We start from the raw sequence: 13,615 nt of genomic DNA on the forward strand, positions 1-13,615 counted from the left end.
CCACCCACCACCCGACTCGGTTGGCCGGGAGGTGAGGGCTTGGGGTGCGGGTTGGTGGGGCGGCGAGTGCTCGGTGGACCGACGGCGAACCCTCGGTGTGCTGGAGGCAGGCGCTTGGCGGGCCGGCGGCAGGTGCTCGGTGGCTCGGAAGTGGGCGTGACCGTGTTGCCCGGGGGCACCTTTCAGGTCACCGAGAAGGGTGGCTGGGTGGGTGGGAAACAAAGGGGCCCAGGGAGCCGAGCCCCTCGGGCTACAGGAACACCAGGTTCACGGCGCCGAAGGCGAGCGCGGCGACCGCCGCTGCCGCCGGCATCGTGATGAACCAGCCCATGACGATGTTCTTGGCGACCCCCCACCGCACGGCGTTCACCCGCTTCGTCGCACCGACACCCATGATCGCCGACGTGATGACATGCGTCGTGGAGATCGGCGCCTTGAAGAGATACGCCGTGGTGAACATGATCGACGCACCGGTCGTCTCCGCCGCGAACCCCTGCGGCGGATCCAGCTCGATGATCTTCCGCCCCAGCGTGCGCATGATCCGCCAGCCACCCGCGTAGGTGCCCAGCGACAGCATCACCGCACAGACGATCTTGACCCACGCCGGGATCGGGTCGCCGTACGTCTCATGGCCGGAAATGACCAGGGCCATCACCACGACGCCCATGGTCTTCTGCGCGTCCTGCAGACCGTGTCCGAGGGCCATGCCCGCCGCCGACACCGTCTGCGCTATCCGGAAGCCGCGCTTGGCCTTGTGCGGGTTGGACCGCCGGAAGATCCACATGATCGCCGTCATGACCAGGTAGCCGACGACGAGGCCGACCAGCGGCGACAGGAACATCGGGATGATGACCTTGTCGAGGACGCCGTTCCACAGCACGGTCGTGCCGCCGGCGAGCGCCGCGCCCACCAGGCCGCCGAACAGGGCGTGGGAGGAAGAGGAGGGCAGACCGAAGTACCAGGTGATCAGGTTCCAGGTGATCGCGCCGAGGAGCGCCGCGAACAGGATGCCCATACCGTGGGAACCCCGGGGCGTCTCGATCAGGCCTTCACTGACCGTCTTGGCGACACCGGAGCCCAGGAAGGCACCGGCCAGATTCATGACCGCGGCCATCGCCAGAGCCGCCCGCGGCGTCAGCGCCCGCGTCGACACCGACGTCGCGATGGCGTTCGCCGAGTCGTGGAAGCCGTTCGTATAGGTGAAGAAGAGCGCGACCGCGATGGTCACGACCAGAGCGAAGGTGTCCATGGACGCCTCAGGACTCCTTGACGGCGATGGTCTCCACCGTGTTCGCCACGTGCTCGAAGGCGTCCGCCGCTTCCTCCAGGACGTCCACGATCTGCTTCAGCTTGAGCACCTCGATCGCGTCGTACTTGCCGTTGAAGAGGTGGGCGAGAAGCTTTCTGTGGATCTGGTCGGCCTGGTTCTCCAGCCGGTTGACCTCGATCCAGTACTCGGTGAGGTTGTCCATGGTGCGCAGGTGCGGCATGGCCTCCGCGGTCAGCTCGGCCGCCCGCGCCAGCACCTCGATCTGCTGCTCGACGCCCTTGGGGAGCTCCTCGACGTTGTAGAGGACGACCAGGTCGACGGCCTCCTCCATGAAGTCCATGATGTCGTCCAGGGACGACGCGAGGGAGTAGATGTCCTCACGGTCGAACGGCGTGATGAACGAGGAGTTCAGCTGGTGGAAGATCGCGTGCGTGGCGTCGTCACCCGCGTGTTCCGCTGCCCGCATACGCTCTGCGATCTCGGCCCGGGCGGATGCGTCCGCCCCGAGCAGTTCCATGAGGAGTTTCGAGCCAGTGACGATGTTGTCCGCGGATGCGGCGAACATGTCATAGAAGCTCGTCTCCCTGGGGGTCAGACGAAATCGCACGTGGGGTCCTCGGGGTGCTTCGGTTTCGGTCAGGCTGATGCTAGGCGCAACATTCGGCCACGGCTATTGGGCCGTCCTCAAGTGTCGCCCATTGGACAAAGTGATCATCACGGGGGCGTTCACCAAGGGCCCTATACCCAGCAAAGTTCGCTACGATATACCCTCTAGGGGTATCTGTCTGGACCGTCTGAGAGGGAGGCCGCGATGACGACCACCGAGGCCGATGCGACAGCCCCCTCCGGGGGCCCCACGCACGGATACCACAAGCGGAAGGAAGAGCACCTCAAGCGGCTGCGCCGGATCGAGGGGCAGATCCGCGGTCTGCAGCGCATGGTCGACGAGGACACGTACTGCATCGACATACTCACCCAGGTGTCCGCCTCCACCAAGGCCCTGCAGTCCTTCGCGCTGCAGCTGCTGGAGGAGCACCTGCGGCACTGCGTCGCGGACGCGGCCCTCAAGGGCGGTGACGAGATCGACGCCAAGGTGGAGGAGGCGACGAAGGCGATCGGCCGGCTCCTGCGCACCTGAGCCACGCCCCGCGGATGCGGGCTCGGCGCGTACCCGGGCTCACTGCGCGGAGGCGTCCCGCTCCTCGGCCACGCGCAGCACCTCGTCGATGCTCTCCAGGCTGAGCCGCTCCTCGGCGGCCGAGGCCGCGATGATCAGGTCTCCGCACAGCTCGATCTCGGCGAGGGCCACGTGGTCCTGTACTGCCGTACCGCCGACCGGAGCCACGCGCATCACCTCTTCTCTGCCGTACCGACTTCCTAGAGTAGGCAGTGGTCTACACACCGCGCATGGCACGGAAGGGCTAGTTCGCGAGATGGTTACCGGCTAGTTCTCCGGCTGATTTTCGGCGATTCGTCCCGCGTAGATGTCCTTCGAGCGCGGCAGCCGTACGTCCGCCGGGACGCCGAAGTCGTACAGCAGCGTCGTCGAGGCGACCGCCACGGTGGCCTTCTGCTGCCCGTTGACGAAGCTGAAGCGCTGCCGGAGCTTGCGGATGCGGCCCTGGTCGTCGAGGTAGGCGTCGAACGGAACCTCGGCCGTGGCGAACCCTTTCGCCGCCGCTGCCAAGGAAGGCTTGTTGCCCGCCGAGGCGCTCTTCGCCGCGGTGGCGAGATCGGCCGTGCCCCGGAAGTGCCGCACCTCGGTTCCGGCCAGCTCGGTCCGCCCCAGGTAGGTCGCCGTGCGGGTGCCGCGCAGCAGCTCCGCCGCGGCGTACGGATCCGTCGCGCCGCCCGTCACGAGGTTGCCGTCGGAGAGCGTCGCCGTCTCGACCCGGACCCACTTGTCGGCGGGCACGCCCGCGCCGCGGTTCTTCATGAACAGGGCGCCGGGCGCGAGGAGCTCGGTGATCGGCCGGTGCTCGTCGGCCCCCGAGGGGTCCTGCGGCAACTGCACGGTGAGCCGGCCCAGCCGGCGCCGGTAGTCGTACACGCCCCTGCCGCGGATGGTGACCCGAGTGCCGCCGGTGGCCATCTCCATCGAGGTGGTGGCCTTCGAGCTGCCCGCGTCGCGCAGGGCGTCGGCGGCGCGATGCAGCGTGCCGACGGCGTCCTCCGCGCCGCGGGCGTCCTCCGCGGCGGCGCCGCTGCCCGCGCACCCCGTGCCGCACACCCCCAGCCCGATCACGAGTCCCATCGCGGCGACCGTCACACCCGCGCCCCTGTACTGCCGCCGATCCATCGCCTGCCTACCCCCAGCCGGTACGTCCGTCACGGGCCCCCTGTCGTTCCGGTTAACGACGGGCGGTCCCGGGCCGTCACGCGTTGGCCGGGGCATACCGAAGGGTGGGAAGGGCTTTACTCCGGTGTGGGTAACGTTGTCCATGTGACGCAGCAGGAGGGGCCGGAGCGCGCCCCGCAGTTCCCGGAGCACCACACCACGACGTATGAACAGGGCCGCTTCTGCCTCGCCCGGTGCACCTGCGGCTGGCGCGGCCCGGCCCGCAGAGCCAGAAGCCAGGCCAGGACGGACGCTCAGGGCCACCGGGCGGGCCACTGAGAGCAGGGGGCGGGCCGCGCGGCCCGCGGCCCTTCTACGAACGCTCCGGGCCGCCGGCTACGTGTGTTCGAACTGCCGGATCAGTGCGTCGACGAGTTCCCGGTCGCGCGGCTGAGTCAGGCGTGCCCGGGCCGCGGTGGGGGACAGCCACAGGATGCGGTCCACCTCGTCGTTCGGGGTGAAGCGACCCGAGACGGCCTCGGCCGCCCAGTAACGGACCTGCTTGGGGCGGCCGTTGGCCAGATAGTGCGCGGTGGGCAGCGCGGCGCCGACGACGGCGGAATAGCCGGTCTCCTCCGCCACCTCCCGCACCGCCCCGGCGAGCGGGTCCTCGCCGCGCTTCAGCTTGCCCTTGGGGTGGGACCAGTCGTCGTACTTCGGCCGGTGGACGAGGCAGACCTCCAGGCCGCCGTCCACCGGCGAGCGACGCCACAGAACGCAGCCCGCGGCCTGGACAGTGGTGTCCTTCGCATACGTCACCGGATGTCTTCACCGCCTCCTGGGGAGGGTCAGGGTGCGCTAACCGTCTGTTTCTGCCACGACTGCTGGAACGCGAACCGCGCCGCCTCCACCTCGTGCCGCTGATCGGCATGGAGCACGCCGAGGGCGTATGCCGTCGCCGGGGCGATGCGCGGGGTGCGCGCCGCCTGGGCCGCGGCCGCGGCCGCCTCCGAGGCGTCGCGGTGCCGGTTCAGGGCCTGGCCGGCGGCGAGCAGGCGTACGTCCACGGGTGCGCCGCTCCCGTAGAGGACCTCGCGGGCGTAGCGGTGCAGGCGCAGCAGCAGGCGGACCTGGTGCCAGGGGCCGTCCTGCGGGTGCGGGGCCGGGTCCGGGGACAGGCCGTGGATCAGCGCCTCCGCGTTGTAGGGGTGGCCGGCGGTGACCAGGGGCAGCGTGGCGATCGCGTCCGTCAGCCGCTCCTGGGCAGCCGCGGCGTGCGGCCGCAGGTCGGCGGTGGGGGCGGCCGGGGTCAGCGGCACCTCGCTGGCCAGCACGGCGACCTTGTCGGCCACCGCGTGGAAGCGCGAGGAACCCAGGGCCTGGAGCGCGGTGGAGTGGGCGCGGGTCCGGGCCAGGGTGAGCTGCCGTTCGAGCAGCGCCCCGGCCTTGGCCGCGCCGACGGTGAGGTTGCCGCGCTCCGGGACGGCCGGGGCCGGCACGGCCGGACCGGTGCCGCCGGATGCCCTCGCGCCCGCGGACCGGCCGGCTCCCGCGGAGCCGGCCGTCTGTCCCGGGAACGCGGTCGACCCCGACAGCCGGTGCAGCGCGAGCAGCAGCCGTTCCAGCCTCGCCTCGTACGCGTGCTCCAGCCCCAGCGTCCCCGACAGCCAGGCCAGTTCGGGGCGGATCTCCTCCGACCAGTCGGAGTCGAGGAGCGGGCGGAAGGTGTGCAGGCTGCCGCTGATACGGCGGGCCGAGCGGCGCAGGGCACGCGCCGCGTCGACGGATTCCTCCGGGCCGCAGGCCGCCCCGTTCTCCCGGTGCAGCCGCAACGCACGGAGGAACTCCGTGGCCTGGGCACGCAGGTAGCCCGCCAGGGCGTCCCCGATGGGGGCGCCTCCCTGCTCGAGCGCAGTCGAGAGCTTGGGGGAGACCGCGGCCGAGGGGTCCGTCGGGTCAAGGTGTTGCTGTGCCACGCCGGCGCCTCCGGGCGTCTATGAGCATCTCCTGGATGTTGCGGAGGGGCTGTCCGTCCGCATCCGTCGCGTGCCGGGTCCACTCCCCGTCCGGGCCCAGGTGCCAGGAGGAGGTGGTGTCGGACATGCCGGTTTCGAGGAGCCGGTTGAGCGCGGCTCGATGCGCGGGGTCGGTGACCCGGACCAGCGCCTCTATCCGGCGGTCGAGGTTGCGGTGCATCATGTCGGCGCTGCCGATCCAGACCTCGGGCTCGCCGCCGTTGCCGAAGGCGAACACCCGGGAGTGCTCCAGGAAGCGGCCGAGGATGGACCGTACGCGCATGTTCTCGGACAGGCCGGGGACGCCCGGGCGCACCGCGCAGATGCCGCGCACCCATACGTCGACCGGCACGCCCGCCTGGGTCGCGTGGTAGAGCGCGTCGATGACGGCCTCGTCGACGATGGAGTTGACCTTGAAGCGGATGAACGCCGGACGGCCCGCACGGTGGTGCTGGACCTCCTTGTTGATCCGTGAGATCAGGCCGTCGCGCAGGGACTTGGGGGCGACCAGCAGCCGGCGGTAGGTCTCCCGGCGGGAGTAGCCGGACAGCCGGTTGAACAGGTCGGACAGGTCCGCGCCGACCTGCGGGTCGGCGGTGAGCAGGCCGAGGTCCTCGTACAGCCGCGCGGTCTTCGGGTGGTAGTTGCCCGTGCCGACGTGGCTGTAGCGGCGGAGCGTCTCGCCCTCCTGGCGCACCACCAGGGACAGCTTGCAGTGCGTCTTCAGGCCGACCAGGCCGTAGACGACGTGGCAGCCGGCCTCCTCCAGCTTGCGCGCCCACTTGATGTTGGCGTGCTCGTCGAAGCGGGCCTTGATCTCGACCAGCACGAGGACCTGCTTGCCGGACTCGGCGGCGTCGATGAGCGCGTCGACGATCGGGGAGTCGCCGGAGGTCCGGTACAGGGTCTGCTTGATCGCGAGGACGTCCGGGTCGGAGGCCGCCTGCTCCAGGAAGGCCTGCACGGACGTCGAGAAGGAGTCGTACGGGTGGTGCAGCAGCACGTCCCGGCTGCGCAGCGCGGCGAAGATGTCCGGCGCGGAGGCGGACTCCACCTCGGCCAGGTCGCGGTGCGTGCCGGCGATGAACTTGGGGTACTTCAGCTCGGGCCGGTCCAGGCCGTGGATGCGGAACAGGCCGGTGAGGTCGAGCGGACCCGGCAGCGGGTACACCTCGGCCTCGCCGATCTTCAGCTCGCGCACCAGCAGGTCGAGGACCTCGCGGTCGATGGACTCCTCGACCTCCAGGCGCACCGGCGGTCCGAAGCGGCGCCGCATGAGTTCCTTCTCCAGGGCCTGGAGCAGGTTCTCGGTGTCGTCCTCCTCGACCTCCAGGTCCTCGTTCCGGGTGAGCCGGAACGCGTGGTGCTCCAGGACCTCCATGCCCGGGAAGAGCTCTTCCAGGTGGGCGGCTATGACGTCCTCCAGCGGGACGTAGCGGCCCGGGGCGGCCTCCAGGAAGCGGGACAGCAGCGGCGGCACCTTCACGCGGGCGAAGTGCTTGTGGCCGCTGACCGGGTTCCGTACGACCACGGCCAGGTTCAGGGACAGGCCGGAGATGTACGGGAAGGGGTGCGCCGGGTCGACCGCCAGCGGGGTCAGGACCGGGAAGATCTGGTGCCGGAACAGCGTGAAGAGCCGGGCCTGCTCCTTCTCCGTCAGCTCGCTCCAGCGGACCAGGTGGATGCCCTCCTCCGCGAGGGCGGGCGCGACGTCCTCGTGGTAGCAGGCGGCATGCCGGGCCATGAGCTCGCGCGAGCGGGCCCAGATCATCTCCAGCACCTCACGGGGCTGGAGGCCGGATGCCGAACGGGTGGCGACACCCGTCGCGATGCGGCGCTTCAGACCGGCGACCCGGACCATGAAGAACTCGTCCAGGTTGCTGGCGAAGATCGCCAGGAAATTGGCACGCTCCAGAAGGGGCGTGTTCGGATCCTCGGCGAGTTCGAGGACGCGCTCGTTGAACGCGAGCCAGCTGCGTTCCCGGTCGAGGAATCGACCCTGCGGCAGCTGGGACCCGTCAGCCTGCGACTCCTCGTACGCGTCGAGGTCGGCGTCGATGTCGGGTTCCAGGTCGGAGACCGCCGCCGCCACCGTGTGGGGGCGGTGCGCGGCTATGGAGCCCACGGAGGGCTGCGCGTGCTGGACCTGTGCCTGGGCGTTTGGCTGACTCATGACCCCATTGTTCCGCGCCAGGGGCGTGTCGGGCGCGTCGGAACGTGCGGGTGGGAGCGTCACGGAACCGTTGCGCGCGGGCCCCTCGGGGGGCTGTGAAGGCTCTGGCACGGCAGGCTGCATTGGCTGAGGGTCGCAAGTCCACCTGAATCGATGGTTACGGAGACATGACGTGCGGGATATGCGGGAGCGGCTCCCGGGCGTCTACGCCGACCGGGTTCCCGTACTACGCCGAAGGTGGCGGCGGCTGCGCCGAGCGTCTGGCGGCGGGCCCGGAGCCGCTCCCGTACGTGCCTCTTTCGTGACCGTGAGCCACGGTTTCACGTCTCCGTGCGGTACATCAGGTCCGTCTCGTGCGTCAGGAAGCCCAGCCGCTCGTACACCGAGACGGCCGCCTTGTTGTCGGCGTCCACGTACAGCATCGCCGTCGGCATGCCCTGCGCGGCCAGGTGCCGCAGGCCGACGGTGGTGAGGGCCTTGCCGAGCCCGCCGCCCTGGGCCCCCGGGGCGACCCCGAGGACGTACACCTCGCCGAGTCCCTCCTCGGCGTGCACCTTGGTCCAGTGGAAGCCGACGATCCGGCCCTCGCGCTCGGCCAGGAAGAAGCCGGCCGGGTCGAACCAGGGCTCGGCCATGCGGTCGTCGAGGTCGCGCTGGGTCAGGGAGCCCTGTTCGGGGTGGTGCGCGAAGGCGGCGGCGTTGACGGCGAGCCAGGCCGCGTCGTCCTGCCCCGGCGCGAAGGCGCGCACGCGCACACCGTCCGGCAGCTTCGGGTCGGGCAGCTCCAGGTCGGTCAACGGCCGCCGCATCTGCCGCAGTTCACGGAACAGGGTGAGCCCCAGGACCTGGGCGAGGTGCCGGGCGGCGGAGTGCCCGCCGTGCGCCCACACCCGCAGCCGCTTTCCGGAGGCGGCGAGCAGCGCCGAGCCGAGCGCCCGCCCGTGCCCGTGCCCGCGGTGCGAGGGGTGTACGACGAGTTCGGCGGCCGGCGCCTCGACCGGATCGGTGTCCTCCAGCTGGGCGTACCCGACGAGTTCGCCGCCCACGGTCAGCAGCAGATGCGAGACGCCCTCGCGCGTGCCTCCGCGCAGTTGCAGCCGCCCCTGCTCGGACACCGGCTGCTGCCCGTCGGTCCGGGCGGCCTCCGCGAGCAGCCCGAGCACGGCCTCGGCCTGGTCATCGGAGAGCGCGGAGTAGGTCTCGATGGAGCGGGAGGGAAAGGCCCGTACGGTGTCGTCGCTGGTCATGCGTATGAGGGTACGGCGAGCCCCAGGCAAAGTGGCGGTAAGGGAACAGGCAAAGGAAAACCAGGATGTAACCACGAACCCCCTGTCCCGCTACGCGCGTTGACCCTAGGCTGCGCCGGACCGGCCCACTTCCAGCACAGCCGACCCACAGGGGGGTCCCATGCCAGCCACGCCCCGTGGCACCAGACGCCGCACGTACGCGCTCCTCGCGACGACGGCCGCCCTCGCCACCGCCGCGGCCCTGGCCGCCGCGCTGCCGGCCCAGGCGCACGGCGACGAGCAGGGCGCGCAGCGCCCGAGCCGTTACCAGGACGTCCAACTCCTCTCGTTCAACGACCTGCACGGCAATCTCGAACCGCCCTCCGGTTCCTCCGGCCGGGTCACCGAACTCCAGCCCGACGGCACGACGAAGACCGTCGACGCGGGCGGTGTCGAGTACCTCGCCACGCATCTGCGCCAGGCCCGCCAGGGCCACCCGTACTCCATCACCGCGGCCGGCGGCGACATGGTCGGCGCCTCCCCGCTGATCTCGGGCCTCTTCCACGACGAGCCCACCATCGAGGCCCTCAACGGCCTGAAGCTCGACGTCACCTCGGTCGGCAACCACGAGTTCGACGAGGGTGCCCGGGAGCTGGCCCGGCTGCAGAACGGCGGCTGCCACCCCACCGACGGCTGCTACGGCGGGGAGGAGTTCCAGGGCGCGAACTTCCCCTACCTCGCGGCGAACGTCCAGGACGAGAAGACCGGCAGGCCGATCCTCAAGCCCTACTGGGTGTGGAAGAAGCGGGACGTCAAGATCGGCTTCATCGGCGTCACCCTGGAGGGCACGCCGGACATCGTCTCGGCGGACGGTGTCAAGGGCCTCAAGTTCAAGGACGAGGTCGAGACGATCAACAAGTACGCCAAGGTGCTGCAGCGCCAGGGCGTCCAGTCGATCGTCGCGCTGATCCACGAGGGCGGCCTGCCGTCGTCCTCCGCGTACAACTACGACTGCGACTCCCCGGGCGCGGGCGCCGGCATCTCGGGCCCGATCGTCGACATCGCGAAGAACGTCACGCCGGCCGTGGACGCGCTGGTCACCGGCCACACCCACACGGCGTACGTGTGCACGGTCAACGACCCGGCGGGCCGCCCGCGCATGGTCACCTCGGCGGCCTCCTTCGGCCGGCTCTACACGGACACCACGCTGACGTACGACCGTTGGACGGGTGACATCGCCCGGACGGCCGTGAAGTCCGCGAACCACGTGGTCACCCGGGACGTCGCCAAGGCGCCCGACATGACCGCGCTGATCGACAAGTGGAACACCCTGGCCGCCCCGATCGGCAACCGCGCCATCGGCTACATCTCCGGCGACGTCAACAACACCGGCACCGAGTCCCCGATGGGCGACCTGATCGCCGACGCGCAGCTGGCGTACGGCAAGGAGCTGGACCCGCAGACGGACCTCGCCCTGATGAACCCCGGCGGGGTGCGGGCCGGTCTGACCTACGCGGCCAAGGGCAGTGAGGGCGACGGCGTCGTCACCTACGCCGAGGGCTTCACGGTCCAGCCGTTCTCCAACACGGTCAACCTCCAGGACTTCACCGGTGCCCAGCTGATCCAGGCACTGAAGGAGCAGGTGAGCGGCTCCAACACGGCCGCGCCGAAGATCCTGCAGCCGTCCTCGGGCCTCACCTACACACTGGACATGACGAAGGCGGGCGCGGACCGGGTGGTCACCGACTCGATCAAGCTGAACGGTGCCGCCATCGACCCCGCCGCCACCTACCGTGTCGCGACGAACAGCTTCCTCGCGGGCGGCGGCGACGGCTTTCCGACGCTCGGTCAGGGCACCAACGACCTGGTCGGCACGGACGACTTGGCCGCGCTGGAGAAGTACCTGCTGGCCAACTCCTCGCCCAGCACGCCGATCGCGCCCCCGGCCGCGAACCGGATCACGATCGTGAAGTAGACACCACCGCGGCTCGCCGCCGGGCCCGGCACGTACCCTGCGTACGCGCCGGGCCTGTCCTTTGCGCGTGGGCTGACGGCTTACGGCGCCTCGGGCGGTGCCGTAGGGGCGCCCGGGAGGCGGATCGTCGCCGTCGTGCCGCCGCCCTCCGCGCGGGTCACCGACACCTCGCCGCCGGCCTGCTGGACCGTGCGGGCGACGATGGACAGGCCCAGGCCGGAGCCGGGCAGGGCGCGGGCGCTCGGGGAGCGCCAGAAGCGGTCGAAGACGTGCGGGAGTTCGTCCTCGGGGATGCCGGGGCCGTGGTCGCGGACCGTCAGGACGCCCTTCTCCAGCCGCACGTCGATCGTGCCGCCGTCGGGGCTGAACTTCACGGCGTTGTCCAGGATGTTGACCACCGCGCGTTCGAGCGCCGACGGCTCCGCCTGGACGTACCAGGGCTCCATGTCCGCCGTGATCGTCAGCTCCGGGCCGCGCAGGCGGGCGCGGCCCAGGGCCGCCGTCACCGTGTCCTGGAAGGCGACCACCTGGACGCGTTCGCCGCGCTGGCCCGCCGAGCGGGACAGCTCCTGCAGATCGCCGATGAGCGAGGCCAGTTCCGTCATCTGCGCCTTCACCGAGGCGAGCAGCGCCTTGCGGTCCTCCGGCGGGATCGGCCGGCCCGTCTCCTCGCTCCGGGTGAGGAGTTCGATGTTGGTACGCAGGGAGGTCAGCGGGGTCCGGAGTTCGTGGCCGGCGTCGGCGATCAGCTGCTGCTGCAGCTCGCGCGAGCTGGCCAGGGCCGAGGTCATGGAGTTGAAGGAGCGGGACAGGCGGGCGATCTCGTCCTCGCTGTCCTCCTCGACCGGGATGCGGACGCTCAGGTCCTCGGTGCGGGCCACCTGCTCGACCGCCTCGGTGAGCTTGTCGACGGGACGCAGGCCCGCGCGGGCCACGGCCAGACCGGCCGCACCGGCGCCGACGACCCCGACACCGGAGACGAGGAGGAGGATCAGGGCCAGGTCGTTGAGGGTGGACTGGGTGCCCTTCAGGGGCACGGCGGCCATGAGCGCGGCGTTGGTGGCGGTCCCCTTGGCGGGATCGAGCAGGACCGTGGGGATGGTCAGCACGCGTACGTCGTCGCCGTCCGAGGCGGTGGCGTTGTGGAAGACGCCGTGGGCATCGGGGCCGCTGGCGTTCTTGACCACGTCCTTGTCGGCCTGGCCGACGTTGACCCGCCCCACCGAGGACTGGAACAGGCAGGGGGTGCCGTCCTCCCTGACCACCTGCGAGTAGGTGCTCCGCAGGCCGCCGCCGAAGGTCTCCTGCGGAGTCTGGGTGCAGTCGGCGAGGGCGCCGTTGATCAGGTCCGACTGCTGCAGCCGGGGCATGGACACGGCCTTGCGCAGGTCGTTGTCGACCTGGTCGTACAGCTTCCGCTGCACGATGAACCAGCAGGTGACCGAGACCGCCGCCACCGCGAACGCCACCGCCGCCGCCACCAGCAGGGACAGCCGCGCCCGGATCGGCAGTACGCGGAACCGGCGCCCGATCCTGTTCACTCGGCGCCGCCCTGCCGCAGCACGTACCCCACGCCACGGACCGTGTGCACGAGCCGCGGCTCGCCGCCCGCCTCGGTCTTGCGGCGCAGGTACATGACGTAGACGTCCAGGGAGTTCGACGACGGCTCGAAGTCGAAGCCCCACACCGCCTTGAGGATCTGCTCGCGGGTGAGCACCTGGCGCGGGTGGGCCATGAACATTTCCAGCAGCGTGAACTCGGTGCGGGTCAGCTCCACCTTGCGGCCGCCGCGCGTGACCTCACGGGTCGCGAGGTCCATGCGCAGGTCGGCGAAGGTGAGCGCCTCGTCGTCCGCAACCGTGCCCGCGACCGCGGCCGCGTACGAGCTGCGCCGCAGCAGGGCCCGGATGCGGGCGAAGAGCTCGTCCAGCTCGAAGGGCTTGACCAGGTAGTCGTCCGCGCCGGCGTCGAGCCCGGTGACGCGGTCGCCGACCGTGTCCCGTGCCGTCAGCATCAGGATCGGCGTGGTCTCCCCGGCGCCACGGATCCGGCGGGCCGCCGTCAGACCGTCCATCCGGGGCATCTGGATGTCCAGGACGACCAGGTCGGGCCGGTAGGCGGTCGCCTTCTCCAGGGCGTCCGCGCCGTCGACCGCGACCTCCGTGTCGTACCCCTCGAAGGCGAGGCTGCGCTGGAGTGCCTCGCGCACGGCGGGCTCGTCGTCGACGATCAGGATGCGCTGGGGTTCACGGTCGCCTTCGGCGGGGCTCATCGCTCGCGGTCCTCGGGGGTGCGGTGGGTTGTGGACGGGGGTCGTGGGCGGGTCCTCATCAGCCTCGCACGTTTCCGGTGCGTGAGGGTGGGCGAGCCGCCCGGGGCGGCGAGCAGGGGCGGGCAGGGGTTCAGCCGCGCAGCGTGTCGAGTCGCTTCAGCGGGACCTTGTGCAGGTGCGGGCGGGCGGCCGGCATGCGCAGGCCCATCATCTGGGGCACCGCGACCTCCGGGGCCCGCGGCGCGAGTCGAGGGGCCGGCGTCGGCTCGACGGGGGCGTGGAGCGCGTACGCCACGTGCAGGGCCAGCGTCAGACCGGCCGGGCCGGTGTCGGTCATCGGGTGCGAGATCTTCCTGATCATGACGTGCCTCCTGTTCCCCCTGTTCCCCGCTCGGGGTGTCGGGGT

General features: G+C 70.9%; 14 protein-coding genes. 3 read left to right on the forward strand and 11 right to left on the reverse strand.

What is annotated here, in order from left to right; translation table 11 throughout:
• Nucleotides 1-250: 250 nt before the first annotated feature.
• Both ACWGKT_RS41265 and ACWGKT_RS41270 read right to left on the reverse strand, forming a co-directional pair.
• Nucleotides 251-1,249 (reverse strand): inorganic phosphate transporter, encoded by a 999-nt coding sequence (locus ACWGKT_RS41265; RefSeq protein ID WP_356148881.1) that lies wholly within the window; start codon nucleotides 1,247-1,249, stop codon nucleotides 251-253.
• Between the two features lie 7 nt (nucleotides 1,250-1,256).
• Nucleotides 1,257-1,877 (reverse strand): DUF47 domain-containing protein, encoded by a 621-nt coding sequence (locus tag ACWGKT_RS41270; RefSeq protein ID WP_026252685.1) that lies wholly within the window; start codon nucleotides 1,875-1,877, stop codon nucleotides 1,257-1,259.
• Between the two features lie 204 nt (nucleotides 1,878-2,081).
• Here ACWGKT_RS41270 and ACWGKT_RS41275 point away from each other — a divergent pair, with 204 nt between their 5' ends.
• Nucleotides 2,082-2,408 (forward strand): metal-sensitive transcriptional regulator, encoded by a 327-nt coding sequence (locus ACWGKT_RS41275; protein ID WP_453277724.1) that lies wholly within the window; start codon nucleotides 2,082-2,084, stop codon nucleotides 2,406-2,408.
• Between the two features lie 39 nt (nucleotides 2,409-2,447).
• Here the strand turns inward: ACWGKT_RS41275 and ACWGKT_RS41280 are convergent, their stop codons facing one another.
• Entirely contained in the window at nucleotides 2,448-2,621 is a 174-nt protein-coding gene (locus tag ACWGKT_RS41280; protein WP_356148887.1) for a hypothetical protein, read from the reverse strand.
• Nucleotides 2,622-2,714: 93 nt separating this feature from the next.
• The gene (locus tag ACWGKT_RS41285) at nucleotides 2,715-3,569 is read right to left on the reverse strand and encodes a hypothetical protein (protein WP_235453520.1); all 855 of its coding nucleotides are present in this window, start codon (nucleotides 3,567-3,569) and stop codon (nucleotides 2,715-2,717) included.
• A 144-nt stretch (nucleotides 3,570-3,713) separates the two neighbouring features.
• Here ACWGKT_RS41285 and ACWGKT_RS41290 point away from each other — a divergent pair, with 144 nt between their 5' ends.
• Complete coding sequence (locus ACWGKT_RS41290) at nucleotides 3,714-3,887, forward strand: hypothetical protein (RefSeq protein WP_356148892.1); 174 nt, start codon at nucleotides 3,714-3,716, stop codon at nucleotides 3,885-3,887.
• 57 nt (nucleotides 3,888-3,944) lie between these two features.
• Here the strand turns inward: ACWGKT_RS41290 and ACWGKT_RS41295 are convergent, their stop codons facing one another.
• From ACWGKT_RS41295 to mshD, 4 genes are all read right to left on the reverse strand, one after another.
• Nucleotides 3,945-4,367: an NUDIX hydrolase gene (locus ACWGKT_RS41295; RefSeq protein ID WP_235453522.1), complete on the reverse strand. Its 423-nt coding sequence runs from the start codon at nucleotides 4,365-4,367 to the stop codon at nucleotides 3,945-3,947.
• Between the two features lie 29 nt (nucleotides 4,368-4,396).
• Nucleotides 4,397-5,524: a CHAD domain-containing protein gene (locus tag ACWGKT_RS41300; protein ID WP_453277725.1), complete on the reverse strand. Its 1,128-nt coding sequence runs from the start codon at nucleotides 5,522-5,524 to the stop codon at nucleotides 4,397-4,399.
• Nucleotides 5,505-7,859, reverse strand: coding sequence for an RNA degradosome polyphosphate kinase (locus ACWGKT_RS41305; RefSeq protein WP_453277726.1), 2,355 nt, complete (start codon nucleotides 7,857-7,859; stop codon nucleotides 5,505-5,507). Before ACWGKT_RS41305 ends, ACWGKT_RS41300 begins: the two co-directional genes overlap by 20 nt.
• 197 nt (nucleotides 7,860-8,056) lie before the next feature.
• Nucleotides 8,057-8,983, reverse strand: a complete 927-nt coding sequence (gene mshD / locus ACWGKT_RS41310) for a mycothiol synthase (RefSeq protein ID WP_356148901.1) — start codon at nucleotides 8,981-8,983, stop codon at nucleotides 8,057-8,059.
• Nucleotides 8,984-9,143: 160 nt separating this feature from the next.
• Here mshD and ACWGKT_RS41315 point away from each other — a divergent pair, with 160 nt between their 5' ends.
• Nucleotides 9,144-10,937, forward strand: a complete 1,794-nt coding sequence (locus tag ACWGKT_RS41315) for a bifunctional metallophosphatase/5'-nucleotidase (protein ID WP_453277727.1) — start codon at nucleotides 9,144-9,146, stop codon at nucleotides 10,935-10,937.
• Between the two features lie 80 nt (nucleotides 10,938-11,017).
• Here the strand turns inward: ACWGKT_RS41315 and ACWGKT_RS41320 are convergent, their stop codons facing one another.
• The 3 genes from ACWGKT_RS41320 to ACWGKT_RS41330 all read right to left on the reverse strand — a co-directional run bounded on the left by ACWGKT_RS41320 (nucleotide 11,018) and on the right by ACWGKT_RS41330 (nucleotide 13,570).
• Nucleotides 11,018-12,478: a sensor histidine kinase gene (locus tag ACWGKT_RS41320; protein ID WP_453277728.1), complete on the reverse strand. Its 1,461-nt coding sequence runs from the start codon at nucleotides 12,476-12,478 to the stop codon at nucleotides 11,018-11,020.
• Nucleotides 12,475-13,209 (reverse strand): response regulator transcription factor, encoded by a 735-nt coding sequence (locus ACWGKT_RS41325; protein ID WP_356148910.1) that lies wholly within the window; start codon nucleotides 13,207-13,209, stop codon nucleotides 12,475-12,477. The genes ACWGKT_RS41320 and ACWGKT_RS41325 overlap by 4 nt, the downstream gene beginning before the upstream one ends.
• Nucleotides 13,210-13,339: 130 nt before the next feature.
• Nucleotides 13,340-13,570, reverse strand: a complete 231-nt coding sequence (locus ACWGKT_RS41330; protein ID WP_235453529.1) for a hypothetical protein — start codon at nucleotides 13,568-13,570, stop codon at nucleotides 13,340-13,342.
• Between the last annotated feature and the right edge of the window lie 45 nt (nucleotides 13,571-13,615).

It is taken from the genome of Streptomyces sp. NPDC054794, assembly GCF_053611585.1.

Excerpts from the sequence above, each read along its gene's own strand:
- ACWGKT_RS41330 (WP_235453529.1), bottom strand. The coding sequence starts at position 13,570 with ATGATCAGGAAGATCTCGCACCCGATGACCGACACCGGCCCGGCCGGT.
- ACWGKT_RS41315 (WP_453277727.1), top strand. The coding sequence starts at position 9,144 with ATGCCAGCCACGCCCCGTGGCACCAGACGCCGCACGTACGCGCTCCTC.
- ACWGKT_RS41305 (WP_453277726.1), bottom strand. The coding sequence starts at position 7,859 with ATGCAGCCTGCCGTGCCAGAGCCTTCACAGCCCCCCGAGGGGCCCGCG.
- mshD (WP_356148901.1), bottom strand. The coding sequence starts at position 8,983 with ATGACCAGCGACGACACCGTACGGGCCTTTCCCTCCCGCTCCATCGAG.
- ACWGKT_RS41285 (WP_235453520.1), bottom strand. The coding sequence starts at position 3,569 with ATGGATCGGCGGCAGTACAGGGGCGCGGGTGTGACGGTCGCCGCGATG.
- ACWGKT_RS41325 (WP_356148910.1), bottom strand. The coding sequence starts at position 13,209 with ATGAGCCCCGCCGAAGGCGACCGTGAACCCCAGCGCATCCTGATCGTC.
- ACWGKT_RS41275 (WP_453277724.1), top strand. The coding sequence starts at position 2,082 with ATGACGACCACCGAGGCCGATGCGACAGCCCCCTCCGGGGGCCCCACG.
- ACWGKT_RS41265 (WP_356148881.1), bottom strand. The coding sequence starts at position 1,249 with ATGGACACCTTCGCTCTGGTCGTGACCATCGCGGTCGCGCTCTTCTTC.
- ACWGKT_RS41280 (WP_356148887.1), bottom strand. The coding sequence starts at position 2,621 with ATGCGCGTGGCTCCGGTCGGCGGTACGGCAGTACAGGACCACGTGGCC.